General features: G+C 64.7%; 18 protein-coding genes. 6 read left to right on the top strand and 12 right to left on the bottom strand.

What is annotated here, in order from left to right; genetic code table 11:
* The first annotated feature begins 45 nt into the window (after positions 1 to 45).
* The 3 genes from IPK69_06740 (at position 46) to IPK69_06730 (ending at position 5,481) form a co-directional block, all read left to right on the top strand.
* A complete protein-coding gene (locus tag IPK69_06740; protein QQS10311.1) occupies positions 46 to 2,667 on the top strand; it encodes an ATP-dependent Clp protease ATP-binding subunit in 2,622 nt (873 codons plus the stop codon).
* 369 nt (positions 2,668 to 3,036) lie between these two features.
* The gene (locus tag IPK69_06735; protein QQS10310.1) at positions 3,037 to 3,987 is read left to right on the top strand and encodes a PEP-CTERM sorting domain-containing protein; all 951 of its coding nucleotides are present in this window, start codon (positions 3,037 to 3,039) and stop codon (positions 3,985 to 3,987) included.
* Positions 3,988 to 4,512: 525 nt separating this feature from the next.
* On the top strand, positions 4,513 to 5,481 hold the full coding sequence (locus tag IPK69_06730) for a helix-turn-helix transcriptional regulator (protein QQS10309.1): 969 nt from the start codon (positions 4,513 to 4,515) through the stop codon (positions 5,479 to 5,481).
* 59 nt (positions 5,482 to 5,540) lie between these two features.
* On the opposite strand, the gene IPK69_06725 is transcribed toward IPK69_06730, so the two are convergent.
* The 7 genes from IPK69_06725 to IPK69_06695 all read right to left on the bottom strand — a co-directional run bounded on the left by IPK69_06725 (position 5,541) and on the right by IPK69_06695 (position 14,101).
* The gene (locus IPK69_06725) at positions 5,541 to 6,173 is read right to left on the bottom strand and encodes a hypothetical protein (protein ID QQS10308.1); all 633 of its coding nucleotides are present in this window, start codon (positions 6,171 to 6,173) and stop codon (positions 5,541 to 5,543) included.
* Positions 6,174 to 6,221: 48 nt separating this feature from the next.
* Positions 6,222 to 7,763: an aspartate aminotransferase family protein gene (locus tag IPK69_06720; GenBank protein ID QQS10307.1), complete on the bottom strand. Its 1,542-nt coding sequence runs from the start codon at positions 7,761 to 7,763 to the stop codon at positions 6,222 to 6,224.
* A 3-nt stretch (positions 7,764 to 7,766) separates the two neighbouring features.
* Complete coding sequence (locus tag IPK69_06715) at positions 7,767 to 9,524, bottom strand: M3 family oligoendopeptidase (GenBank protein QQS10306.1); 1,758 nt, start codon at positions 9,522 to 9,524, stop codon at positions 7,767 to 7,769.
* A gap of 71 nt (positions 9,525 to 9,595) precedes the next feature.
* Positions 9,596 to 10,798 (bottom strand): hypothetical protein, encoded by a 1,203-nt coding sequence (locus tag IPK69_06710; protein ID QQS10305.1) that lies wholly within the window; start codon positions 10,796 to 10,798, stop codon positions 9,596 to 9,598.
* Positions 10,799 to 10,831: 33 nt separating this feature from the next.
* Entirely contained in the window at positions 10,832 to 12,082 is a 1,251-nt protein-coding gene (locus IPK69_06705) for a hypothetical protein (GenBank protein QQS10304.1), read from the bottom strand.
* Positions 12,083 to 12,366: 284 nt separating this feature from the next.
* A complete protein-coding gene (locus IPK69_06700) occupies positions 12,367 to 13,632 on the bottom strand; it encodes a CCA tRNA nucleotidyltransferase (protein QQS10303.1) in 1,266 nt (421 codons plus the stop codon).
* Positions 13,633 to 13,663: 31 nt separating this feature from the next.
* Positions 13,664 to 14,101, bottom strand: a complete 438-nt coding sequence (locus IPK69_06695) for a carboxymuconolactone decarboxylase family protein (GenBank protein ID QQS10302.1) — start codon at positions 14,099 to 14,101, stop codon at positions 13,664 to 13,666.
* A gap of 86 nt (positions 14,102 to 14,187) precedes the next feature.
* Here IPK69_06695 and IPK69_06690 point away from each other — a divergent pair, with 86 nt between their 5' ends.
* Both IPK69_06690 and IPK69_06685 read left to right on the top strand, forming a co-directional pair.
* Positions 14,188 to 14,964 (top strand): RsmD family RNA methyltransferase, encoded by a 777-nt coding sequence (locus tag IPK69_06690; protein QQS10301.1) that lies wholly within the window; start codon positions 14,188 to 14,190, stop codon positions 14,962 to 14,964.
* A gap of 128 nt (positions 14,965 to 15,092) precedes the next feature.
* Complete coding sequence (locus IPK69_06685; protein QQS10300.1) at positions 15,093 to 17,960, top strand: insulinase family protein; 2,868 nt, start codon at positions 15,093 to 15,095, stop codon at positions 17,958 to 17,960.
* A gap of 209 nt (positions 17,961 to 18,169) precedes the next feature.
* Here the strand turns inward: IPK69_06685 and rimO are convergent, their stop codons facing one another.
* The 3 genes from rimO to IPK69_06670 all read right to left on the bottom strand — a co-directional run bounded on the left by rimO (position 18,170) and on the right by IPK69_06670 (position 21,237).
* Positions 18,170 to 19,828, bottom strand: coding sequence for a 30S ribosomal protein S12 methylthiotransferase RimO (rimO, locus tag IPK69_06680; GenBank protein ID QQS10299.1), 1,659 nt, complete (start codon positions 19,826 to 19,828; stop codon positions 18,170 to 18,172).
* Positions 19,829 to 19,914: 86 nt separating this feature from the next.
* Positions 19,915 to 20,457 (bottom strand): hypothetical protein, encoded by a 543-nt coding sequence (locus IPK69_06675; GenBank protein QQS10298.1) that lies wholly within the window; start codon positions 20,455 to 20,457, stop codon positions 19,915 to 19,917.
* Between the two features lie 423 nt (positions 20,458 to 20,880).
* On the bottom strand, positions 20,881 to 21,237 hold the full coding sequence (locus IPK69_06670; protein QQS10436.1) for an ATP-dependent Clp protease adaptor ClpS: 357 nt from the start codon (positions 21,235 to 21,237) through the stop codon (positions 20,881 to 20,883).
* Between the two features lie 148 nt (positions 21,238 to 21,385).
* Here IPK69_06670 and IPK69_06665 point away from each other — a divergent pair, with 148 nt between their 5' ends.
* Complete coding sequence (locus IPK69_06665; GenBank protein QQS10297.1) at positions 21,386 to 21,823, top strand: hypothetical protein; 438 nt, start codon at positions 21,386 to 21,388, stop codon at positions 21,821 to 21,823.
* Positions 21,824 to 21,863: 40 nt separating this feature from the next.
* Here the strand turns inward: IPK69_06665 and IPK69_06660 are convergent, their stop codons facing one another.
* Together IPK69_06660 and IPK69_06655 are read right to left on the bottom strand one after the other, a co-directional pair.
* Positions 21,864 to 23,282, bottom strand: a complete 1,419-nt coding sequence (locus tag IPK69_06660) for a 50S ribosome-binding GTPase (protein QQS10296.1) — start codon at positions 23,280 to 23,282, stop codon at positions 21,864 to 21,866.
* Positions 23,283 to 23,285: 3 nt separating this feature from the next.
* Entirely contained in the window at positions 23,286 to 25,631 is a 2,346-nt protein-coding gene (locus IPK69_06655; GenBank protein QQS10295.1) for a YidC/Oxa1 family insertase periplasmic-domain containing protein, read from the bottom strand.
* Positions 25,632 to 25,642 lie beyond the last annotated feature (11 nt).

Genomic DNA, 25,642 nt, shown 5'->3' with positions numbered 1-25,642 from the left:
GAGTGATGTGCGGCCTTGTTTTTTCCAGGGCCGAGGAGAACCGAGATGTTTGAACGCTTCACCGATCGCGCCCGCAAGGTCATGGCCCTGGCCAATCAGGAGGCCCAGCGCTTCAACCACGAGTACATCGGGACCGAGCACATCCTGCTTGGCCTGGTGAAGGAAGGCTCGGGGGTCGGGGCGAACGTCCTCAAGAACCTTGATGTGGACCTCCGCAAGGTGCGCCTCGAGGTCGAGAAACTGGTGCGTGCCGGCCCGGAGATGGTGACTATGGGCCGCCTCCCCCAGACGCCCCGCGCCAAGAAGGTGATCGAGTACGCCATCGAGGAGGCGCGCAATCTGAACCACAACTACGTGGGCACGGAGCATCTCCTGTTGGGTCTGCTTCGCGAGCACGACGGCGTGGCCGCCCAGGTGCTTATGAATCTTGGGCTCAAACTCGAGGATGTCCGTGAGGAGGTGCTGAACCTCCTCGGCGCGGGCAACGAGCAGAGCGAGGGCGTCAGCGGCGAGTCGTCCGGTCCGGCTTCGGCCGCGGCGGCGGCGGCCGGTGGCGCGCCCGCCAAGGGCAAGAGCAAGACCCCCGCGCTCGACAGTTTCGGGCGTGACCTCACCGAACTGGCGCGCGAGAGTTCGCTCGACCCGGTGATCGGTCGCGCCAACGAGATCGAGCGTGTCGTTCAGGTGCTGTGCCGTCGTACCAAGAACAACCCGGTGCTCCTCGGTGAGGCCGGCGTCGGCAAGACGGCGATCGTCGAGGGGCTTGCCCAGCGCATCGTCGGTGGTGACGTCCCCGAGATTCTCCACGAGAAGCGTCTTGTCGTGCTCGATCTGGCGATGATGGTCGCGGGGACGAAGTACCGCGGGCAGTTCGAGGAGCGCATCAAGGCCGTCATGAACGAGGTCCGGCGCGCCAAGAACGTGATCCTGTTCATCGATGAGTTGCACACGCTGGTGGGCGCGGGCGGGGCCGAGGGCGCGATCGACGCGTCCAATGTCCTGAAGCCCGCCCTGGCGCGTGGCGAGATCCAGTGCATCGGCGCCACGACCTTCGACGAGTATCGCAAGTACATCGAGAAGGACGCGGCTCTTGCCCGTCGATTCCAGTCCATCACCGTCGATCCGCCGACCAATGAGCAGGCGATCCAGATCCTCAAGGGTTTGCGCGATCGCTACGAGCAGCACCACAAGGTGAAGTTCACCGACAGCGCGATCCGTTCCGCGGTGGAACTCTCGGGAAGGTACATCACCGGCCGTGTCCAGCCCGACAAGTCGATCGACGTGATCGACGAGGCGGGCGCGCGTGTCCGCATCAAGAGCATGACCAAGCCGCCGAACCTTGCCGACATCGAGGGCGAGATCGAGACGCTCACGATCCAGAAGGACGAGGCGGTGCGGGCGGCGGACTACGAGCGTGCCGCCGAACTCCGCGACAAGGCCGAGCAGGCCCGCAAGCGCAAGGAGGAGATCCAGCGCGAGTGGCGTGACAAGGCCCAGGAAGTGGGCGGCGTGGTGGACGAGGAGGTCATCGCCGAGGTCGTCAGCAAGATGACCGGCGTGCCCCTCCAGCGGCTCGAGAAGGAGGAGGCCCAGCGCCTGCTCAAACTCGAGGAGGAACTCCACAAGCGCGTTGTGTCGCAGGACGAGGCGATCAAGGCGGTCGCGAAGGCTATCCGTCGCGCCCGGGCGGGCCTCAAGGATCCCAAGCGCCCGATGGGCTCGTTCATCTTCGTCGGGCCCAGCGGCGTGGGCAAGACGCTCCTCTCCAAGGCGCTGGCCGAGTTCATGTTCGGCGACGAGGACGCCCTCGTCCACCTCGACATGAGCGAGTACATGGAGAAGCACAACGTCTCGCGTCTCGTCGGCGCGCCTCCCGGCTATGTCGGGTATGAAGAGGGCGGGCAACTCACCGAGCGCATCCGCCGGCGTCCGTATGCCGTGGTTCTGCTCGACGAGGTCGAGAAGGCCCACCCGGACATCTTCAACATGCTCCTCCAGATCATGGAGGAGGGGCGTCTCACCGACTCGTTCGGGCGCAATGTCGATTTCCGCAACACCGTCCTCATCATGACGAGCAACATCGGCGCGGACATGATCAAGGGTGGCGCGGGCTTCGGGTTCAGCAAGCGCACCGAGGCGACCGACTACGAAAACATCAAGTCCGTCCTCCTCAAGGAGATCGAACGCTTCTTCCGCCCCGAGTTCATCAACCGCCTCGACGACATCATCGTCTTCCGCCCCCTGACCAAGGACGACATCACGGGGATCATCGACTACGAACTCACCAAGGTCGGCAAGCGTCTCCGCCAGAACGGCTTTGCGCTCTCGCTGGACCAGGCCGCCAAGGACTTCCTCATTGATCGCGGCTACAACCCCGAATACGGTGCCCGTCCCCTTCGTCGGGCGATCGGCACCCTCGTGGAGGATCCGCTCAGCGAGATGCTCCTGTCGGGCAACTTTGAGGCTCCGTGCACGATCACCGTGACGCGGCGGAAGGACGCCGAAGGGAAGGACGAGGACCACCTCTTCTTCGCCTCGGCCCCGGCCCCGGCGGAACTCGACGAGGCCTTCCAGAAGGCCAAGGCCGAGGACGCGGAATCGGAACGAGAGGCCTCCCGACCCCGCGACAACGGCCCGAAGGAGAAGCCCGAGGGCGCCTCGGCGTAGTATTCCAATCAAAACCCTACCAAACGACACGGCCTTGCCCGATAGTGGGCAAGGCCGTGGTAATTTGGGATGCGGCCATCGAAATTGTGCCCTGAAACTTCGCAGATTCCAAAAATCCACTAGGCGCAGTGTGTGGAATGGGTTATGGTTTCGGGTGCAGGGTCCTGACAACGGGCTTTGCCGAGTCGTGTGGAGGAGGAGAGAGACAAGACTGCGCCTCGCCGATCTGGCGGGCGTGGGATGGCGGGCCTGAGAGACCCGCCTGCCCTCCTTGCTCCATTCGACGAACCGGCCACGTGTGTGCGCGTGGCGGGGGTCGGCGTGCTCTGGTGAGCCGTCGCTGTGTTCGTTTCGAGTAGGGAGTGACAAATGAAGAAGGTGATTGGATTGGTTGCGTTCGCCGCCCTCGCGGGCACCGCGATGGCGAGCACGGTGACGCCGGGCACGAGCATCGGCAGCGTCACGTTTACGGGCGTTTCCGGCGCCGCCGCCATCGGCAACGCTGGCAACAGCACGGGCTCCTGGGTTGCCACGGGTTCCGGCACGGTCGGCTCCATCGAAGTGACCGGCAGCCTCACCGAGGTCAACACCGGCACGTTCGCGAGCGAGGCCCGCGTGAACATCGTCAACTCGGCGAACGCAAACGCCGGCGTCGTCCGCGCGAGCACCACTGGCGGCTTCACCGGTACGCTCGCCGTTGGTCCGACGACCGTCGGGTTCTTCTCCGGCGGCCCGATCAGCGTCACGGCCGGCGATACGCTCAACTTCGAGTGGTTCGAGTCGTTCGACGACGGCAGCGACGGCCTCATCGACTCCACCTGGGACACCGTCACGTACAACTTCATGACGGCCGCCACGATCAACAACGGCGGCGCCGCCCTCGGCGCCGTGACCGGCGTCACCTCCTACAGCGGCGGGCACGTCGCTGGCGGGCTCGACTTCTTCACCTTCTCGGTCCCCGCCATCGTCAACCCCGGCGATAGCTTCTCCATCGCCATGAGCGCCGGCCTCATCGGCACCTCCATGACCGACACCGAGATCGCGCTCTACGACAGCCTCGGCAACAAGGTCGCCGAGAACGATGACGCTGTCGGCCTCTTCAGCGGGCTCGACTACGACGATCTCACCCCCCTCGCGGGCGGCTCGTACACGCTCGTGACCGGCGGCTTCAACTCCGTCTTCCCGGCGACCCTCGCGGGCGCCTTCACCGCCGGCACCAACGCTGGCTCCTACGAGCTCACGCTCACCTACGTCCCGGCTCCGAGCGCCCTGGCGCTCCTCGGCCTTGGCGGGATCGTCGCCGGCCGTCGTCGCCGCTAAGTTCTTCTCATCCGAGGTGCCCTCATCGGGGCATTTTTCGGGCGAAAGCACAACTCCAAGTCACGGCTCGCGGGTTGATTCCCGCGAGCCGTTTTCGTTCCGCTTCGTCATCTGCTCCTGACCGCTGCTCTGTCGTGTTCGTGTCGAGTTGTTCGGTGAATGAACGCGCGTACGCCGAGGGCACGTTGTTCATGATGTAAAAAATTAGGTAATGCGATTCAATCGGGGGATTTCCCGCGAGTTATGAATGGCCCACCCGGGGGATTGCCACTCATAAATGTGATTCGAAACATGCCGTGATTGCAGCGTCCGCATGGTTCTGTGGCATATTCCAAGGATGGCACACAAGGTTTGCAAATCGCTGCGACGCTGGAGATTGAGCCTCGCTGTCGATGTTTCATTCGAACAGGGAATTCGATATGAACCCCCCTACAAATTTGTGAGGCGATGGAGGGCGTGTGCCGAAAGACTACATGCATGTGCGATTTGAGTGAGCGAACGGATGCGGACTTCGAGGAGCCCACGATGAATGAATCTGCAGGAGGCAACATGTGTGGACACGCGACCGAATGTGTGCCGCTCCTTCGTGCGATTTCTATTGGAGAGTCCCTCTCGACGCTCCCCGGTGTTCCCACGCTCGATTGGGCGGACCGGGCCGCCCGGGTGCTCTCGCACATCTCGGGTGCGTCGGCGTCGGGCGTGTGCTGCGTTTCGGTCGATGTCTCGGGCGGCATTGAGAGAGTGGACATGGTGGGGGCGTCCATCGCTGAGCGTGCCGGCGCGATTGGGGAAGAGCCGGGGACGCGGCGTGAGGCCGTCATCCGCAGTGCGCTCTACAACGCCGCCTCGTGGGGCATCCGCCTTCCCATCGCCGATGCCCCGGATGCGTTCCCGATAGAACGCGTTCTTGCCGGAATGCCACTCGCGGGGCTGGTCTCGGCCTTAGGCGCTTCACACCCCGATGAGGTTATTGTTTCGTTTGCTGTTGTGGCGTCAGCGGAAGAACGGCACGATTCCGGACCGTGGGTCCTGGTTGGGATTTCATCAGAGGATCCTGCACGAATCGAGTCTCCAATGGAATGTGCGCTCCTTGCGGCGGGCGTGGAGTCGATCGCGGCTCGTGCTCGACATTCCATCGGAGCCGGGCCTTTAAAGGACTCGGAATGGATCAGCCCTCGCGAGCAGGAGGTTCTCGAGTTGCTCCTGGCCGGATCATCGACACGAGAGATTGCCCAGTCCTTCGGGCGGAGTTGGCACACGATCCACGATCACGTGAAGGCGCTCCATCGCAAGACCGGCGCGAGCACCCGGGGCGAACTCATCGCGCGATGGTTCGGGCAGCCTCGTCGATCGTCCGACAAGGACAAGCGATTTTGCATCGACCCGCCTTCCGAACGGACTGTCGAGCCGAGGAGCCAAACGGGAGGTGTTTCGCCGGATCAACGTTCGGTCCGTGGCGGAGCCCGATGGCCCGCGCGTGCGGTCGGGCAATGAGCGTGATCGAGTGATGGCGGTGGGCAGATCTCGCGTGGACGCGGCGAATACACGCGGTGTCAGTTTCGCATGGCTCGTTGCTCGATATCTCGAGCCAGTCGCCGGGCGAGTTCGTCGTCGCGGGTCAATGGGACGGCATAGGTCGTGCTCTGGCCGCGTGACGCCGCCACGGGGTCGTACGCCTGCGACGAGAGCAGAATCGCCTGGCTCGAGGGCCTGAAGTTTCGGACATACGTCCGCTCCACGACGACCTCGATGGTCGCGACGATCGTGCCTTCAAAGGATGTCAGGTCATCGGCGGAGGCAACGGAATCCGCGGGCGAGAAGGTGATGCGGACACGCCGGGCCTGCTGCGCTAGCAGATCTTCGGCCTCCTGGGCGAGGGTGGATTGCTCGCGATCCCAGGGTGTCGCCAGGCCCGAGGTCTGCTTTGCGTCGGTCGAGATCACGCCCTCGCGCGAGTCCACGCGTTCGATGGGAAAGCGGAAGGCTCGGAGCGACTCGCGGGCGGCGTCGAAAGCCGCCGCGTATGACCCCGGGGTGATCGAGACTCGAGCACCGGTCGCTGTCACGGCAGTCGTTTCGGTGGCGGGTGTGGCGGGATGCGAGGCGCACGACGCCGTGAACGACGACATGCCGATCAGGTTGACCAGGCCGAGAAACGCGATCACGGGCGAGAGGCGTCCATGCATGGACAGAGCGTAGGGACGCGGTCCAAGTCGCACGGGCGGGCGAGGGCGTCACGCGAGGCTCTGGATCAGATTCCAGGCGTCGTTGACGTGGCTCTCGCGGGTCGTCGGGCTGGCGATGCACATGCGGAGGAAGAGCCGTCCACCCGCGGGTCGGGCCTCCTTGGGGAGGACGGCATGGGTCAGAAAGATCCGACGCGTCGCGTTGATCGCGTCGAGCAGGCGTTTATTGGCCGCGTCCGACTCGGCACCCTCCCCCCGGAGGCGGAAGCAGACGAGATTCAGCGTGCGTTCCTGGACGATCTCGAACCGGTTGTCGGCACGGAGGAGTGACTCGAAGAGGTTCGCGAGGCGGATGTGCTCGCGGATGTGTTGCCGCAGGCCTTCGAGGCCGTAGTGGCGCATGACGAACCAGAGTTTGAGCGATCGGAATCGGCGTCCGAGCGGGACGTGCCAGTCGCGGAACTCGATCGTCCCGGCGTCGCTGGCGGCGTTGCGCAGATACTCCGGCGAGATCGAGAGCGCGTCGGTCAGCGCCCGCCGATCGGCGACCCAGAAGGCGTCGTAGTCGAAGTTGGTCAGGAGCCACTTGTGCGGGTTGAAGCAGAGAGAGTCGACGCGGTCGATGCCATGGAGCAGATGGCGGAACTCGGGGCAGACGCATGCTGCGCCGGCGAACGCGGCGTCGACGTGGAGCCATGGATTGGCAATGGAGGCGGCACCCGTGCTCGTGATTTCGGTGACGGTCTTGATGGCATCGGCGATCTCGGCGATCGGGTCGATGGCGGTGGTCGCGGTCGTGCCCATGGTCGCGCTCACGAATGCCGGGATCAGGCCGGCCTGGATATCGGCGAGCATTGCTTCTCGCAGGCGATCGGTGCGGAGGCGGCAGTGCTCGTCGGTCTCGATGAGCCGGATGCGCCTTCGATCGTCGGCATGGCGCGCGAACCCTGCCACGATCGCCGCCTTGATCACCGACGAGTGCGCCTGGGTGGAGGTGTACACCGTGAGGCGGGACTCGAGATCGTCGGGCACGCTCGTGGAGTGCTCGGCGAGGGTTCGGATGATTCTGGCGCGTGCGGCGACGAGGGCCGTGAGTGTGGACTCGCTGGCGGTTCCCTGGATGACGCCGCCGCCGACGGAGCCTGGTCGATCGAAGCGGAACCGATCGGGGAGGCCGATGGCCTCGGCCAGCCAGTCCATCATGCGGATCTCGAGTTCGGTGCACGCGGGGCTGGTCGCCCAGAGCATGCCTTGGACCCCGAGCCCCGCGGAGAGGAGTTCGGCGAACATGGCCGGGGCGCTCGCGTTGGCCGGGAAATAGGCGAAGAAGTTCGGCGATTGCCAGTGGGTGAGCGCGGGGAGGATCAGTCGCTCAACATCGCCGAGCAGGCCAGACCAGGAGTCGTCATCGGTTGATGGAGTTTCAGGTGGTGACTCGGGAAGGCCGCGCAGCAGATCGCCCGGTTTCATGTCGGGCGTGACCGGGCGAGATTCGAGGCTCTTCCAATACCTCGTCAGTAGATCCGCGACGTCGCGAGCGCGATCCGGGAACGCCTCGGGCGCAAGGTGCGGCACACCGGCGTCGGACATGGGTCACTCCGGGAGTTTGTCCAGTTCCGTTCGCACGCGATCGCAGATCCGCGCGATGGTGTCCGAGCCGAAGTCGAACTCGAGGCCCGCGGCGGCGAAGAGGTCCGGGAGCGGCTTGCTCCCGCCCAGCGAGAGCGCCCGCATGTACGCGTCGATCGCCGACTTCTCGCCCTTCTCCAGCGAGTGGATCCAGAGTTGCAGGGCGCCGAGTTGGGCGATGCCATATTCGATGTAGTAGAAGGGCACGCCGAAGAGATGGAGTTGACGCTGCCAGACGAGTCGGCGGTGGGCGTCGAGACCCTCCCACGAGACGGCGTTGCCGAAGCGGTCATCAAGGGAGAGCCAGTGTTGCTCTCGTTGTGCGCGTGTGTGCGTCGGGTTGGTGTAGACCCAGTGCTGGAAGGCGTCGATCGTCGCGATCCAGGGGAGCAGGAGGATGCTCTTCTCGACCTGCATGCGCCGGTGGCGGGCGTGGTCCTCCTTGGACGCGTAGAACGCGCCTGGGGCGTCCATGTGCGGGAGCGTGAGCAACTCCATCGACATGCTCGCGACCTCGGCGAACTCGATGGGGCTGTGGCGGTACGCTAGCAGCGGCTCGTCCACGCAGAGCATGGAGTGGAAGGCGTGGCCGGCCTCATGGACCATGGTGACGACGTCGCGGACAAGACCCGCGGCATTCATGAAGATGAACGCGCGGCGGGAGCGGTCGCGCATGTACTGGTAGCCGCCCGGGGCTTTTCCTTTGCGAGAGTCGAGGTCGAGGGAGGCGCCGCCCGAGGGGCCATTGGTGTTCGAGCCGTCGCCCATCGTCGAGAGCATCGCGGCGAGGCGCGGGTCGAGCGCCTTGAACGTGGCGACAGATTTGGAGACAAGTTCATGGCCGCGTTCGAACGGGCGGAGGGGTGCGCGACCCTTGACGTCCACGCCGAGGTCCCACGGGCGGAGCGAGTCCACGCCGAGCGTCTTCTCGCGGCGCTTTTCCAGGTCGCGCATCAGTGGGACGATGTGGCGTTCGACGCCCTCATGGAAGGCGAAGCAGTCCTCGGGACCATAGTCGAAGCGGTGCTTGGACTTGAAGGCGTAGCCGACGTAGTTGGTGAAGCCCGCGTTCCGCGCGATCTGGTGACGGATCGCGATCATGTCATCGTAGATCTGGTGGATGGCGTCGGCGTCCTTGAGGCGTCGATCGGCGACGAGTCGCCAAGCGGCCTCGCGCACGCCGCGATCGGTGACTTCTTGGTAGCGGGCCATCTGCGGGATGGTCTGCTCGCGCCCGTCGAACTCGACCGACATCGCCCCGATGATCTGGTCGTACTTCTGGGAGAGGAGCGACTGCTTGGTCTCCAGCGGCACGTTCTCCTGGCGGAAGATCTCGACGTCGGCCTTGGTCGTGCGTACGAGGACGGCGTACCGCGACTCGTCGAGGGGGAACTTCTCGGAGAGTTCGGCCTGGCGCTTGTCGAGTTCGAAGAGTGCCGGGGAGAGTTTCGGGGCGATGGTCTCGATGTAGGCGGTGTACGCGCTCTGGGCGGCCTGGTCGTCGGTGCGGCAGGTCATGGTGATGTAGAGGTTTGCCCGTGATTCGCTGCAAGCGGCCTCGAGTTCGCTCCGGTCCACCAGCCACGCCTCGAGTTCCACGGCGGAGGCCACCGGGCGATTCTTGAGGATCGTGAGCAGCGGCTCGATCGCTTCCCAACGGGTCGCGTCGAGGTTCTGGGGCACGAACGAGGATGCGGCACGAGGTCGGGCGGCTTGGGTCATGGGCGATGATACACGCGGCGGGCGCATGAAAAAGGCCCGGTGTTCCGGGCCTTGGGGGGAACGAGTGGAGTTTACTTGAGCAGATCGGTCAGCCGCTTCTCATACTCCTTCAGGAGTTGCTCGGCCTCCTCACGCGTGCGGTTGAAGACGCTGATCGCGAAGTTGGGGTTGTTGCGGAGCATGTTCTTGAGTTTGCCCAGCGTCTGCTTGGCGCGACCGACGAAGGCGGCTCGCTGATCTCGAGGGGCGGCCTGGGCTGCTTCCATCTGCATCTGGAGCGACTGGAAGTAGTGATTCGTGAGGCGCTCGTCCTCGGCGGCCTGACGACGGAAGTCCATCTGGATCTTCTCGGACTTGGAAATGGGCCATGGCGAACCGGCGACTTTCTTCCCGACCCAGTTGAGTTCCTTGTAGCCCATGAGTTTGGTGAGTTCGTCGAGCGTGTCCGCCGTCCCTCGAGAGAACTTGATCTTCTCGGCCGAGCGGCAGTTGAACGTGAGGATCTCTCGCGGGCGATTCACGATGAAGTCTCCCGAGAGGTCGTCGTGGAACTTGACATTGCCGACCTCGTCGATGGTCGCCGACACGGGCTGCTGGATCTGCATGGCCCGCATGATGAGCGGGTCCCACCCGGCCTTGGCGCTGATGCGCTCCATCTGGACGAGCGACTCCTGGAGTTCGCGTCCCTCGACGGGGCGATCGAGCGAGCCGTAGAACCCGGTGCAGGCGCCGTAGTTGCCGCGGGAGGTGAAGTAGATCTCCTCGAGGATGTGGGAACTCATGGCGGCGGCGGAGATCGCGGTGTCGATCCAGCCGACGGTTCGCCAGCGAGACTTGTACTCGTTCTGGATGACGTCGACGATCTTCTGGACCTCGAGTCCGAACCCGCCGCCCGAGTGGACGCGGAGGACGAGCACGCCGGTCTTGTCGGTGCCGAGTTCTTTCTCGAGCGTCGGGATGGCGCGCTCGAGGATGTGGGCGACCATGTACACGCCCACCATGTCGCCGTTCTGTTCATCGCCGAGCGTCAGCACGAGCGCCTTGGGGACGCCGGGCATGTCGGTCGAGGTCTTCTCGTCGTTGGGGTCTTCCGCCGGTGCGGAGTCGGTGGCCTTGGGGATCGAGAGCGGCTGGGACTGGGCGAGCGTGCGCGGCGCGGCGTGGTCGGCGGCCGGGGCGGCGGCGTGTGCCGGGGTTGAGAGGCAGGCCAATCCCACAACGGAACCCAGCAGGCCAAGCCCGAGCATTCGGATCGAACGAGTGAGTGTGTTCATACAAGTCTCCGTTAACAGCGTTGGATACGTGTGTCAGTTCCGTCGATCCATCATCTGCTCGAGTTTGAGTTGCTCGATGATGGTCTGGAGTTGCGCCTCGGTCGGTGCGGTGGGATAGTTTTCCTGGGTGACGCCCTCGCCCCATTGCTTCCACAGGCGGCGGAGTTCCTCGAGTTTTCGGATGCGGATGCCCCGGGCCTTGGTGCGTTCGTTGTATTCGCCGGGCGCTTCGACCTCGACCTCGGTGAACTCCTGCCAGAGTTTCTCCATGCGCTTCACGCCGGACTCAAGACCCTTGGACCAGTTCGACATGATTCGCTCGGACTTCCCCTTGACAACGACGGCATCACGCGAGATGCCCATCAGTGAGAAGAGTTCGTTGGGGGTGTCCGCTGTGCCTTTGCTGTAGCCGATGAGGTTCGCCGTGCGCGCCGTCAGCGTGAGCACATCGTTCCCCTCGCCGCCCGCGCGCTCGTGGAGCGTGTCACGATTCCCTTCCGATCCATCGTCGGTGAGCAGTTCCTCGCCGGGGCCATTGGGAAGACGTTCCACGAGGACGGGCTTCCCGGCCTCGAACGTGACGCTGCACACGTGCTCGATCTTCGCCATAGACCGAAGGAGTTGTTCCGCGTACGGATACCCGCCCTGGATCGCCCAGCCCACGGCGTGCTGGAGCCGCAGCGAGATCTGCTTCTGGACCACGCGGTCGTGACCACGCATCATGTAACTCAGATTTCCCAGCCCGCCCATGCGTCCGTCGTGCGTGAAGTAGACCTCCTTGCACACCAGTGGGAGCAGGGCCGCTCCGCCCATGGCCTGCTTCACCCAGAACACGATGCGGGGTTGCTTGTCGCCCCACTCCGCGGGTATCTCGTCCGCGAAGATCGGCGTGATCGCCTCGGCGCGGAACATCTGGTTGAACGAGTGCTGATCGTTCGTGCCCTCACGGACGTCTTCCTTGAACGGTCCGCGCTGCCCCCAGTTCGCGTCGATCTTGAAGACGATGACCTCAGCACCAAGCTTCTTCGCGTCCTTGAGTGCCTGACGGATCGGGCTTTGGGAGATGTCCTCGCCAAACCACCCTTGCAGGTCCACCCAATAGACCTTCGTCCCCTGAACTGTGGTCTCCGAGGAGTCTGTCTCCTCCTCGGCCTCCTTCGCGGGGATGGAGAGATCCTGCGCCAAGGCCGGCGACGCGAGGGCCAGGCCCAGCGCTGTGGAGGCTGCGGCCAGCATCAGGCGGATGCGGTGCTTTGTGCTCAACGTCTTTCCGATTCGATCCATGGAGACCCCTCCAAAAAAATCTGTCGTATGTATCTCGGTATCAATCTCAGTCTTCGCCCGACGTGACAAATGCGGTGAGTTCAAGAAGGTTCCGACTACACCGGACTTCCTCGGTTGTTCCTACACATCAGATTCCTACTGAGAACCCTTTACCGCTCACAACTCCGAGCCGCCGGCCAATGACCGGCACCCGGCATGAAACGTACGCGCCACCGAGCGGTGACACGTGCTTGTCCAAAGTGCATGGACCAATTTCAACTCGACCCAAGTCACTTTGCGAAGATTTAGACACCCAACTGGCGGGCAAGTTCCAGGGCCTGGGCTCGATCCACTACACGGTCTTCGAGTTGTGCGTCGTAGATTTCGTCAAGTATTTGTTTGTATCGTGGTCCAGCCGGAATCCCCGCGGCGATCAGATCGTCGCCGGTCACTAATGGAGTCGGCGAAATCCCGCTTGGTGTCGCCGAGAGGCGCCCGTGCTCTGTTGCAACTGCCGCAGCAAGTTTGGCATGTGTTTGGTTTAGGAGCACGCATGCCGCTTCCATCACATTCCGCCCGGCGATCCGCTTCTGCTGGGCGACGCCGGCCGATGGCCAGATGTGGATCAGGTCGTGCCAGGTTTCCAGGATGTGGCGACACTCCTCGTGCTCGGCGTTGCTCAGGCAGAGTGATCGACGGAAGATCGGGCACGCCGCGGTGGGTACCGGGCTCGCGAGTCGCAGGTCCACGGCCCATGCCGAGAGCGCGAGGGGAAATGAGGCTGTTGGCGGAAGTCCGGTCAGCGTGGCGGGTTCGCCATCGAGCGAGTGATTCCGCAGGATTGATCGATCCAGTTCAAGGTCCGAGAGTCGGCGGGCGGCCTTGGCTCGAGAGGGGTGCGACATCATTCGGCGGATCTCGTCGCCGATGCGCTCGGCACTCACACCCACCAAAGACGACGCGTGCCGGCGGATCGCGTCGGCGGTGCGATCCTCGATCGTGAACCCCAGACGAGACGACAGACGTACCGCACGCAATGCTCGGAGGTGGTCCTCGGCCAAACGTCGATCGGGATCGCCCACGGCACGGATCACTCGGGCGCGAACGTCGCGAAGGCCATCGACGAGATCGATCACTGTTCCGCCGAGTGGCGATTCGGCGGCGGCCTTTGCGCGATCGCGTGCGAGCGGATCGAGGTAGAGCGCGTTGACCGTGAAGTCTCGGCGGGCGGCATCCTCGGCGGGCGAACTGAACGTCACCGCGTCGGGCCGTCGTTTGTCGGTATAGGTGCCATCGGATCGGAAGGTGGCGACCTCGACGACGGCGTGGTCGAGGCTCACGAGAACGACGCCAAACGCCGCGCCGACGAGGTTGGTGCGCTTGAAGAGGGACTTGAGCCGATCCGGTGTGGCGTCTGTGGCGACGTCGTAGTCGCTGGGCGCGAGTCCGAGCAGTTCGTCGCGCACGCATCCGCCCGCGAAGTACGCGAGATGCCCGTGGGCCGCGAGCGTCTCGACGATCGCCGTCGCGGCATGGCGGGCAAGGGCAGGATCGATCGGCGGTTGGGCCATGGCGTGGAATACAAGGCTGGTGCTTGCGGATCTAGTGGCAGCGGGGAGTGGCGTCCTTGGAGTTGTCCCGGGGCGCGAGCCGTGCTTCGTCGAGAAACTCCACACCCCGGCGGAGATGCGGGATCACGATCGACCCGCCCACGATGAGCGCGATATCGAGTGCCTCGAAGATCTCCTCGTCGCTGAGGCCCAGGGCGACGGATCGGTCGATGTGGTAGGCGATGCAGTCGTCGCAGCGGAGGACGGTCGAGGCGACGAGGCCCAGGAGTTCCTTGGTGGGTCCAGAGAGCGCGCCAGGCTCATAGGCCTGTCCATCGAGGCGGAAGAAACGCTTGGTGACGATCGTGCCCCCGGCGGGGGCGGGCGAGTTCGGGCCACGTCCTGCGATGCGTGCACGCTCATCGTCCTCGCCCAGAATGCGGCAGTTCATCTTGGACCTGTAGGCCTGGAACTGTTCGTATCGGCTCATGCCCAGAGGATATGAGTGGGCCGTCGCGTGTGTCGGCGTGTTCGTGATCACTCGTTGGCGATCGCGGCGCGGACTACTGTCGGTCGATGCGCATTATCGCGGGCGAGTTCCGCCGCCGACAACTCCACACGCCCAAGGACGCGGAGACGACCAGGCCGATCCCGGATCGAGTCAAGGAGTCGCTCTTTGGCATTTTGCGTGGGCACATGGAGGGCGCGACGATCTTTGATGCGTTTGCGGGGACTGGGGCGATCGGCTTGGAGGCGATCAGTCGAGGTGCCGCCCGCTGCGTCTTTGTGGAGCGCGACAAATCGGCGGCGAGAATCCTTCACCAGAACATCGAGATGCTCGGCGTTCAGGACCGCTGCGACGTGGTGGTAGGGGACGCGCTGGGACTTGGTGCTCTTTCTCGTTGCCCCAGGCCATTGACGGTCGCGTTCTTCGATCCGCCTTATCCGGTCGTGCGCGAGGCGCTTGGGTTTCGACGCGTGATGGAGCAGGCGGCCAAGGTGATCGATCTGCTCACGCCCGATGGCATTCTCGTCCTCCGCACGCCCTGGCCATTGACCCTCGCTGTGGCCCCCGAGGCCCCCGCCGAACAACCGCAGAGGAACCGACCGAAGCGGGACTCCCGTCGGAAGAAGTGGCGCGACGAGGAGGCGGAATCTCACCATGTGTCGCGCCACGTCGACGAGCCCGAGGGCGATTTCGACGGCGAGGCTCACGATCAGGATGCAGCCACGCCCGCCCCGGCACCACCGCGAGAGCCTGCCGATCTGCGGCTTGCCAACGCCGATGGCCCGGAGACTCACGTGTACCACCAGATGGCCGTTCACCTCTATATGAGGCCCCGCGGCGTGTGAAACTCGCGTGACAACACGCCTGTCGCCAGCCCTCCAATAATGAAGACTTGGACCTTTCGATGGCCGGCGTCAGCCGATTGGGGTTTGTTCGCCGCTCGTGGTGCCGTCGATTCCTCTGTGAGACACACATGAAGATGAACTGGTTGGCTCGGCTCGTGCGCCCCTCGGCGTTGGCGTTGACGATTGTCGTTGGTTTGGCACACTCGGCGGCGCTCCCCAGCGTCGCCCGCGCCGACGACCTCACCCAGGCGCTCCCCACCGACCCGAGCCTGGTCACGGGCCAACTCGACAACGGTTTGAACTACGTCGTCAAGAAGCACGCCACTCCTCCCGGGCGAGTCTCGCTCTGGCTCCACATCTCGACCGGCTCGCTCAACGAGACCGATGCCCAGCGTGGCATCGCCCATTACCTCGAGCACATGGCCTTCAACGGGTCGCAGAACTTCGCCCCCGGGACCGTCATCGACCTGTTCCAATCCCTGGGCCTCACCTTCGGGCAGCACCAGAATGCCTTCACCAGTTTCGACCAGACGGCGTACCAACTTTTCCTCCCCGATACTTCCGACGAGAAGGTCACCAAGGGAATGCAGTTCATGGCCGACGTTGCCACGAAACTGCTCCTGGTGCCCAAGGAGATCGATGCCGAGCGTGAGGTGATCCTCCGCGAGAAGGGCGCCCGCTCGGGCGCGCAGCAGCGCGTGATGGAGCAGATGCTCGATCGTCTCTTCCCCGGCTCGCGGATCGGTGTACGCCTCCCCATCGGGACCGAGCAGACGATCAATGCCGTTCAGCGCGAGGACTTCCTCGACTTCTACAACCGCTACTACGTCCCCAGCAACATGACGCTCTTCGTCGTGGGCGACATGGAGCCCGAGGCGATGGTGGCCCAGGTCAAGAAGGCCTTCGAGGGTGGCGAGAAGAAGCCGATCCCCCAGGACCTCGACGCGAAGGTGACCCCCGACGCCGCACCCCGCGCCGTCGTCATCACCGATCCCGAACTTCGGCGCGCGATGGTGCAGGTGGTGCACGTGATGCCCGCGCGAGCCCCGACCACCACGCTCGCCGGCGCCCGTGTCGAGTTCATCGATGCGCTCGCCTCGGGGGCTTTCGGTCGTCGCACCGGCAATAAGGTCTCCGCGGGTGAGGCGTCGTATCAGGGCGCGGACGCCGGCGTCCAGACCCTCTTCCGTGCCGCCACGCTGGCAATGGCCTCTGCGACGGGTGAGCCGGGCAAGTGGGAGGCGATGCTTCAGGACCTCTCGACCGAGATCGTTCGAGTTCGTCAGCATGGTTTCACCGAGGACGAGATCACGCTTGCCCGCGAGGAGATTCTCGCGGGGCTGGAGCAGGCCGCGTCGACCGAGTCCACGGCCCCCGTCCGTGCGATCCTTGGTCGCATGAACACCGCCGTCGAGAATGGCGAGCCGATCATGTCCGCGAAGCAGCAACTCGACATCGCCAAGGCAATGGTCCCGGGCATCACGGCGAGCGAGGTGTCTGAAGCCTTCCGCCGCATGTTTGATGGCAACCTGGTGTACTACGTCCAGATGCCGTCGTCGGGCGATGTCCCCACCGAGGCCCAGGTCCTTGCCTCGGGGATCAAGGCAATGAGCGCCGACGTCGCGTCGGAGACCGAGACCGCCTCGGCCAAGGTTCTGCTCGAGAAGATTCCCGTTGCTGGTGCCGTTGCGGAGACTGAGACCCACGAGAGCGCCAAGGTCTGGTCGGCGTGGCTCAACAACAACGTCCGCATGCACCATCGCTTCATGGACGATCGCAAGGACACGGCCCTGATCTCCATCGTGCTCTATGGCATGCCTCTGCGTGAGACCGCCGTCAACGCCGCGATTACGAATGCCGCGCTCCTCGCGTGGCAGAACCCCGCGACGGAGACTCTCACCAGCACGCAGATCCGCGACCTCATGACCGGCAAGAACGTCCTGGTCCAGGGCGCGGGCATGGCCGACATGGTGAAACTCATCGTCGCCGGCCAGCCCAAGGATCTCGAGAGCGGCCTGCAACTGGCGCACCTGCTCCTGACCCATCCGAAGATCGAGAAGCCCGCCTTCGACCGCTGGAAGGAACGCACCATCCGCTCGATCGAGGAGTCGCTCGTCGATCCCGACGGCATGCTCCGCCGCGTCGTCGCCCAGACGGTCTATCCCAAGAACGACTCACGCACCCAGCCCGCGACCAAGGCGCAGATCGAGCGTCTCACGCTCGAGGACGCCCAGGCGTGGCTCGAACAGATGATCGCGACCAGCCCGATCGAGGTTGGCGTTGTGGGTGATATCTCGCGCGAGCGGGCCGTCGAACTCGTGACGACCTACCTGGGCTCGCTCTCGTCCCATCAGCGCGTCACCAAGGACGCGTTCATGGATCTCCGGACGCTCCACTTCACCCCGGAGACGCGCAGCCGCGTCGAGGCGATCGACACCAAGACCGACAAGGCGTCGGTGATGGTTGGGTTCAAGGGTCCCGACGAGCGTGACCTGACCGAGGCCCGCCGCATGCGCCTCGCGTCCTCCATCATCTCCACGCGCATGATCAACACCCTCCGCGAGAAGGAGCAACTGGTCTACTCGATCAGCGCCGGCCTCCGCCCCGCGGACGCCTTCCCGGGCTTCGGGCTCTTCCTTTCCCAGGCGCCAACCGAGCCGAGCAAGGCCGACACGCTCCGCGCTCGAGTCATCGAGACCTACGCCCTCTTCGCCCAGGATGGGCCTACCGACGAGGAACTGAAGGTTGCCCAGGGGCAGATCCGCAACACGTTTGACGAGCAGTACCGCGAGCCCGCCTACTGGCTCAACGTCCTCGACACCCTCGATTACAAGACCACCACGCTTGATGACGTGCTGGGCGCGCCCGACGCGTACGCGAAGATCACCCGCGACGAGGTCCTCGAGACCTATCGAAAGTGGTTCAAGCGTGACGAGGTGTACAGCGTGATCGTGAAGCCGATCGTGCACACCGACGCGCCCGGCAAGGCCGAGTGATCGATCGACGGCTCGGCCGGAAACGGACGAAGAACCAACCAGGAACGAGCGTGGCACGGGCGACCCCCGTGCCACGTTTCAATTGAGTAACTCATCGAACTCGGCCGGTGATGTGAAATAGGTCCCAGACGACTCGCGCCCTACCTCAACTCGTGGGGCAGGTGTCTCGCCTGTCTCTACGTTCTCCTACACCTGATACGCGCGACCGCTCACCGCACTACGCCGAGCGACACCTTCTTCTCCAGTTCCGTCGTCGGCCTTGCGATCAGGTCGTAGCCATCGCTCCCCACGATCGCGCAGCGCACGAGTTCGCCTGGCACCAGCGCCGACCGCGACTGCACGTACGTCACGGCATCGACCTGCGGCGCCTGGAAGTAGGTCCGACCCTGGAAGAGCCGTCCGCCGTCGGTCACGCCGCTGGTCTTCTGGGCCTTGGCGCCAAGGGCGGAATCGATGAGCACGTCGAACCGTGCCCCGGTCGTGGTGGGGGCCTTCTCATCGAACTGCTCGGCGACGAAAGCCGCCTGCTCGAAGGCGAGGCGCTGCTGCAACTCCATCACCTCGTTCCGACGGCGTGCCTTGGTCTCCGGGGGCACGGCCAGTTCCGGATCGTGCTCCATCGTTCCCGCGACCGTCCCCTCCTCGTGCGAGTATTCGAAGACGCCGACCGCGTCGAACTGTGATCGCTCCACGAAGGAGAGGAGTTCCTGGTGGTCCTCCTCGGTCTCGCCGGGGAATCCCGAGATGAATGTGGTGCGGATCGCCATCCCGGGAATGCGTTCGCGGAGGCGTTCGATGAGCGCCTCCTGCTGCGACGCCTTGACGTGCCGGCGCATCTTTGTGAGCACGCGATCGCTCGCGTGCTGCAGCGGGATGTCGAGGTATCGATTGAGGTGCCCGTGCTCGGCCAGTTCGCCGAACGCCTCGACGATCGGCTCCGAGAAGTTCGAGGGATACGCGTACATCAGGCGGATCCATCCCTGCCCCGTGGTGTCGCGGACGGTGTCGGAGAGCGCCCGGAGGAGCGCGGGCAGGCCGCCGCCGTACTTTCCGTCGTGGTTCAGCCCGAATCCGATGTCGTCGCCATAACTCGTCGTGTCCTGGCCGATGAGGAGCAGTTCGTACGCGCCATCGTTCAGGAGTTCCCGCGCCTCGCTCACGATCTTCTCGAGCGGCTTGGACCGCATCTTCCCGCGGATCGAGGGGATCGTGCAGAACGCACAGTTCTGGTTGCAGCCCTCGCTGATGCGGAGATACGCGTAGTGGCGAGGCGTGAGACGCAGGCGTGCCGAATCGTCCTCGAAGTATCCGATTCCTTTGCCGTCCTTGCCGTGGACGGTGAGGCCGGTCGTCTTCAACCCGCGGTCCTGGGCCGCTCGGAGCGCATTCGCCGCGATCCAGTACTTGGGTCCATCAGGGCTCGCGCTCGGTGCCGCCTCTCGCGGCATGGCGCCTCCCGTCACGGCCTCGACGATCCGGTCGCGATCAAAGACACCGATGAGCGCGTCGACTCCGGGCGCCCACTCCAGGAGTTTCGCCCGATGCCGCTGGACCAGACAGCCCGCGACGATCACTCGCTTCAGGTCGCCTCGCTCCTTCGCCCGGAGCGCCTCCTGGATCACCGAGAGCGACTCGTCCTTTGACGCCTCGAGGAAGCCGCAGGTGTTCACGACCACCGCGTCGGCGTCGCCAAACCCTCCGACGTCCGGCTCGTACGAGATCGGCGAGAGCCCGGCTTCTGCGAGGAGCCCGAGCATCTTCTCCGAGTCCACAAGGTTCTTCGGGCAGCCAAGGCTCACCAGCGAGACCTTGCTGACAGAAGCATCGCCCTCGGCTCGAACCGCAGTGTTCTCAGTCGTTTTCGGCACGGGCAAAGTGTAGGAAGACGCCCAACCTCGCCAGTTTCAACCCAAACTCACACCGTCTTCCTCCCCATTCCTCAGTGTTTCTCGCCTTAGGCCGCGGCGATCCCTGCCGCGATCACGTCCGGTGTCATCCCCGCCATCGGATAGTGCTCGACCATCGCCTCCCCCAGGTGGCTGGGCTCGGCGATCACGAACTGAACCGAGTATCCCAGTTTCCACGCCGTGAACTTGAGAGCCCGGGGCAGGTGCTGCACCGTCGTGCACGCGAGGAGCCAGTCGCCGTCGAACTCGATGGGGAGTACGCGGAACTGCCACGCCTGGCGGCGATCGATCACGCGGAGGACATCCGGCTGCACGAGCCGGCGACGGGGATCGATGGGCGTGCAGAGTGAGGCGTATTGCTGCGCCCAGGCCCGCTCGATGTCGTCGACGTGGATGCCATACATCTCTTCCGCGATCACGCCGAACGGCCCGCCGCGCACCTTCTGGGCCGCCAGCACCTGGTCACGCTGCGTTGCCGTCAGGATGCCGTTCTGCACGAGAAGATCACCCAGGCGGATGGTCTGCCGCTCATGGTTGGCTGGTGCGGCTTGGGCCTGTGACTTCGAAGGGCGCTTGGCGGACGGGCTCACGGAAGGCTCCAGACTGTCCCGGTCAAGGGGACGCTCTCTCCTCGACGAGGCGTCCCGCGTGGCAACCGCGGCGTCGTCGTGAAGAGACCATCGGAGGTGAACGCGAGCTCCATGAGTGGGCATGTCGGGTTCGTGCGGATTCACGTTGCCCGACGCGATCTGGGCAAAGCCTCTCGGCGATGCCACGAATTCAGGGCGTGCGGCGTTGGCAAGAGGCGGATGAAAAAATAGTCGCGGGCGAGGTTGACGAATCGCGCCGTGTTTTGTATGTGCAATTCTGCCAGGAACCGGGCGTGACATCGGGGATGTCGAGACGAAGGTCGCCGACCAGTGATTGCACAGGAATCACTGACGAATGCATGAATTTTGAGCGGGTTCGAACTGAGTTCACGATGGCCGAGAGCGAGCCACGTGCCGTGCGATTCAGGCCTCGGCCGGCTCGATGGTGACCTTGAGCCCCTTGCTCCGCAACTGCTCCTGGTACAACTCCGCACGCTCCTTGTGCGTGACCAGGATCAGGGCCACGCCCGTGTTATGGGCCTCGAGTGTGACGATCGTCGACCGGGCCGTGTCCAGGGGCGTCAGTTCCACCAGCGAAATGACGACGTGGGGCATCTCGATCTCGTCGTCGTTGTGCAGCAGCACGCGGTACGGCGGCAACTGCTTCGGCGTCGGCTTGACCGGCGCGGGGCGTTGCGCCACTGCCGTCCCTCCCGCCCCCCCCGAGGTTCCTGTCGGAGTTGAGGGCGACGGATCGGGTGTGTTCTCGGTCGAGGCCATCGAACGAATCGGCATCTCTACGCTCCGTCTGGTCCCGAATCACGTCGTCCGGGCGGGTCCATCGTTCTGCTCGGCTCCGGGCGTGACAAGCCCCGGTCCAAGCGTCACCATATCTTTGGACCGTACTCATCCCAAGACCAGACCCCCAATGACCGCCCAACCCTCGATTCTTGTCGTGACCGGGGCTCATCTTGCGGCCGAGAACCGCGACCGCCCCATCGCCTATCGCCTCAAGAAGCAGATCGTCGAGCGTTGGGGCACGCGTCACGAGGCCCCCAACGAACTCGATCGCCTGGATGCGGTCGTGGTCTGCTCCGATCTGTGGTATCTCAACCGCGAGGAGTTGCGGGCGCTCCCCACCGTCAGTGTCGGCGGCCCGGAGGTCAACGCCCTCTCGGCCTATCTCGCCGACAAACTTCCCAGTGCTCTGGCGATCGATGGCGTCCTCCTCGTCCAGGCCGATGCCACGTTCGAGTCGCCGATAGCCGCCTGCTGGGGGATCGACGCGAGCGCCACCGCCCAGGCCGTCGAGGCATTCAGCGAGCGATACCTCGACTCGTTCCTTGATGCCGCGCTCGAGTGGTGAGTAAACCCGACGCGGCTCGCCACACGGATCTCGGCCGTGGCTACTTCCCCACGCAGAAACTGGCGAAGACGCGTCCCAGAATCTCATCGGGTGAGATCCGCCCGACGAGTTCGCCGAGGCGATCCAACGCGGTGCGCAGCGCGTCGGCGATCACCTCGGGTTCCGCGAGGTTTGCGCGTCCGGATTCTGTCACTCGCTTCGCGTCCATGAGCGATTTTCGCGCGTTCGCCAGCGACTCGCGATGTCTGGGCAGCAATCCACCGGCCCCAGACACAGCCCCCGTGATCGCACGGCGCGCAATCGCCGATCGCAATGCCCCGATCCCGTATCCGTCGATCGAGCAGACCGGAAACACTTCCTCAGCACCATGCGCGGCCGATGTCGCTCCTGCCCCGGGCGCGGCCACATCTACCAGCGTTCGCACCCGAAGCATTCGCTCCGAATCCACGCCTGGCGGCGCGTCGCGAAACCGACCGCTTGGATCGCACCAGAGCACCAGATCCGCGGCGGCGAGCGCCTCATTCGCGCGTGCCTGGGCCGCCTTTCGAATCGCTCGGCTCGCGCCGGCGTCCCGCGTGTGTTCGCTGCTCACCGCCGCCTCGCCGTCTGAGACCACGTCATCCAACCCTGGGAGATCGCACAAGTGCACGCGTCCACCCACCGGTGAATCGCCCGAGAGGTCCAGTTCCTCTTGAAGAACATCCCGCGTGGTATGGGCCACCGGCGACGCGACCGCGCGGTCTCGCCCCAGGAGCGCATTGAAGAGCGTCGATTTCCCTGCATTCGGCCTGCCCGCGAGCGCCACGACCGCGAGCGCGCCCTCACGCGATTTCGCTCCCACACCCGCAAGGTGTCGATCGTTGCCAGCCAACAGCGAGTCGAGCCGCCGGGCGAGGTCCGCGGGCGCGATCGCCACGACGTCCTCCTGATCCGTGAAGTCGATTCCAGCCTCGACCAGCGCCAGGAGCGTCGCGCACTCGTTGGCCATCTGTCGATACTCGCGCCCGGTTGCCCCGTCGAGGAGCGCTCGCGCCCCTTCGAGTTGCTCGCGCGTGCTCGCCGCGATCGTCGCCGCCACGCCCTCGGCCTGTTCCAGGGTCAGCCGACCGTTCAGGTACGCCCGGGCCGAGAACTCACCGGGTTCGGCGAGTCGAACGCCGTCGTGTGTGAGGAGCCACGCGATCACACGCGAGACAAGATCCTGGTTGCCCGGGATCTGCAGTTCCAGCGTGTCTTCGCCGGTGTAGGACGACGAGCCTTCGCCATGCGGCATTGCCAGTGCCAGCGCGGGAAGGTGCTGCCCGCGCTTCAACGGGATCTCCACCCGGTGCGTCCCACGAACCCGTGGCACGTGCAGGATCGAACGATCCAGCGACCTCGGGCCCGACAGGCGGATGATCCCGCGTGGCGAGCGGCCGAACGCCGTCGCGAGCGCGACGATGGTGTCGCCGGCGCGCACGGGCTACTTCTTGCCGCCACGGCGCTGGGTCTGCGACTGCATCTGCTCCATCATCTTCTTGCGTTCCTCGGCCGCCGCCAGGACGCGCTGCATGAATCCGCTGGGCTTCCCGGCGTCCTTCCCGCCGCCCTTCTTCTTCCCCGCCTCCGGGTACATCTTCTCGTATCGATCGATGTGCGACCGGATCCACTTGTTCTCGATGATCGCGAGCGTTGAGTTCGTCGCGAAGTAGAGCGTCAGGCCCGCGGGCGCGTTGTACATGAACAGCGGGAACATCACCACGCTCATGAACTTGACCATCTTCATCTGCATCTCCTGCTCGGGCGACGAGGCGACCGTCGGCGGCGAGAGATACTTCTGCTGGATGAAGAACACCACGCCCAAGAGCAGCGGGAGAATGTTGATCCCGTGGAACTCGCCCATCAGGCTGGAGAGCAGGGGCACGTGGATCGCCCTGCCGAACGACACCAACTGATCCGGCAGCGACAGGTCGGCGAGGAATCGGCTGAATGCCGTCCCGCTCGGGATGATCTTCTGGAAGAGTCCATAAAACCCCGCCTCGTGGCGCAACTGCACCGCGAAGTACAGGGTCGCGTAGAGCGCGATCCACACGGGGGTCTGCAGGAACATCGGGAGGCATCCGAGCATCCCCGTCGGGCTGATGCCCTCTTCCTTCCACAGGCGGGCCGTCTCCTGCTGGAGTTTCGCCCGGTCGCCCTTGTACTTCTCCTGCAGTTCCTTCTGCTTCGGGCCCATCTTCTGCATCTGCTTGCCGAAGCGCGTCATTCGCACCTGCGACCAGCGCGTCACCGGATGCAGCAGCGTCCGCACCACAAGCACCAGCCCGATGACCGCGAGCGCCCAGTCTCGCGTGACAAAGTCGTGGATGGACTGCAGGAGCGCGAGCAGCCCCGACGTGATCCATGGGAACGTGCAGAACGCGCACATCCCACCGATGTTGTACACCACCATGTCCTTCAGCGAGACGCTGTCGAGGAGCGGATCTGACTTGATGATCTTGCGGTCCAGGGGCCCCGCGTAGAACCCCAGCGACAGGTCCGCCGATGCCCCCGGCGCGATCGACATCGCGATCGAGTCCAGGCGGGCGCCCACCGCGATCGGGTCGCCGCTCTTCGTCGAGTATCCCGTGTTGTCCGCCAGCGGGAGGTACGCCCGATTGACGCTCTCCACCCACGGCAGCGCCTTCACGGGAGGGTTCGTCGGGTCAAAGGTCGGCACGACTGCCGCCCCAAAATAGTGGTTCGTCATCGACACCCACGACAGGCGATAGCCGTTGTCCATCGCCTCTTTGTTTGGCCACTGGGTCAACTCCAACGCGTACGCGCCGCTGGGGCCGATCTTGTCCCCCAGGAGTTTCGTGTGCGGCGTGCGGAAATCATCCGCCCGGACGTACGCCCCGGCCGGGTCCTGGACCGGTTTCAACAGGTACCCGAAGTTCATGTACCGCTGATCGCTCATGTATGACACGCGATCACGTTCAAGATCTGTCGGACCGATCTGATAGAACCTGACGCTCAGCGCCCGGCCCGACAGGTTCTCGACGCGTTGTCGCAGCGTCAGGTGGTACGACCCCATCGCCAGCCCGTATTGACGTGTGACTTTGAGCACGGGCGCATCCGATGCGTCCACGATCGTCGCCACGAACTCGCCGGGCTTGCTCGCGTCGAAACTCCAGAGTGGATGGTCGGGTGAACCGGAGAGCGCCACCGTGTGCCCGTCGATGCTCACGGCCAATGCCGCCAGAGGCGTGAGATACGACGGATCTCCACCGCCAGTCGTCGGCACGACGACCTCGTTCTGCACCGAGAGATGAACCTGTCGTTCGATCGTCTCGAAGTAGTCCGCGAGACGGATCCGCTTCACCCCCGCGCCGATGGCCGAGAACTCCACCAACGCCTTGTACCCTTGCGCCACGTCGGGTGTGAGATCGCCAAGATCCGCCGGCACGCCCTGCCCTGGATACTCGAGCGCTCGGTACACAGGGTTCGAGGTCGTTGGTGTGACCGCAGGGGCGGCGCTGGCCGTGGGAATAGTGGGTGGCGTGTCTGTGAGTGGAGTTGTCGGAGTCTTCGAAGGTTGGGGGATTGCCGTTTCGGTTGGAGTGCTGGCCGCGGCTGCCGTGCTCGTGGCCTTGGAAGGCTCGGGCGTTGTCGAGACGGCATCGGTCGGCGTCGGCACTGGTGCCGTCGTCTCACTCATGCTCTCACCGGGTGTGTTCGCGGGGGGACGCATCGCCTGACGGATTCCCACATACGCCAACGCGGCCAGCGCGAGCGCCACGACGGTGGGAACAAGGATGCGGAGCGTGGTGTTCTTGGGTTGGGGCATGGGTGGTGCAG

It is taken from the genome of Phycisphaerales bacterium (assembly GCA_016699835.1).
Taxonomy (GTDB): domain Bacteria; phylum Planctomycetota; class Phycisphaerae; order Phycisphaerales; family UBA1924.
The sequence above is the reverse complement of the archived record's forward strand: the minus strand, read 5'-3'. Positions and strand labels throughout refer to the sequence as shown.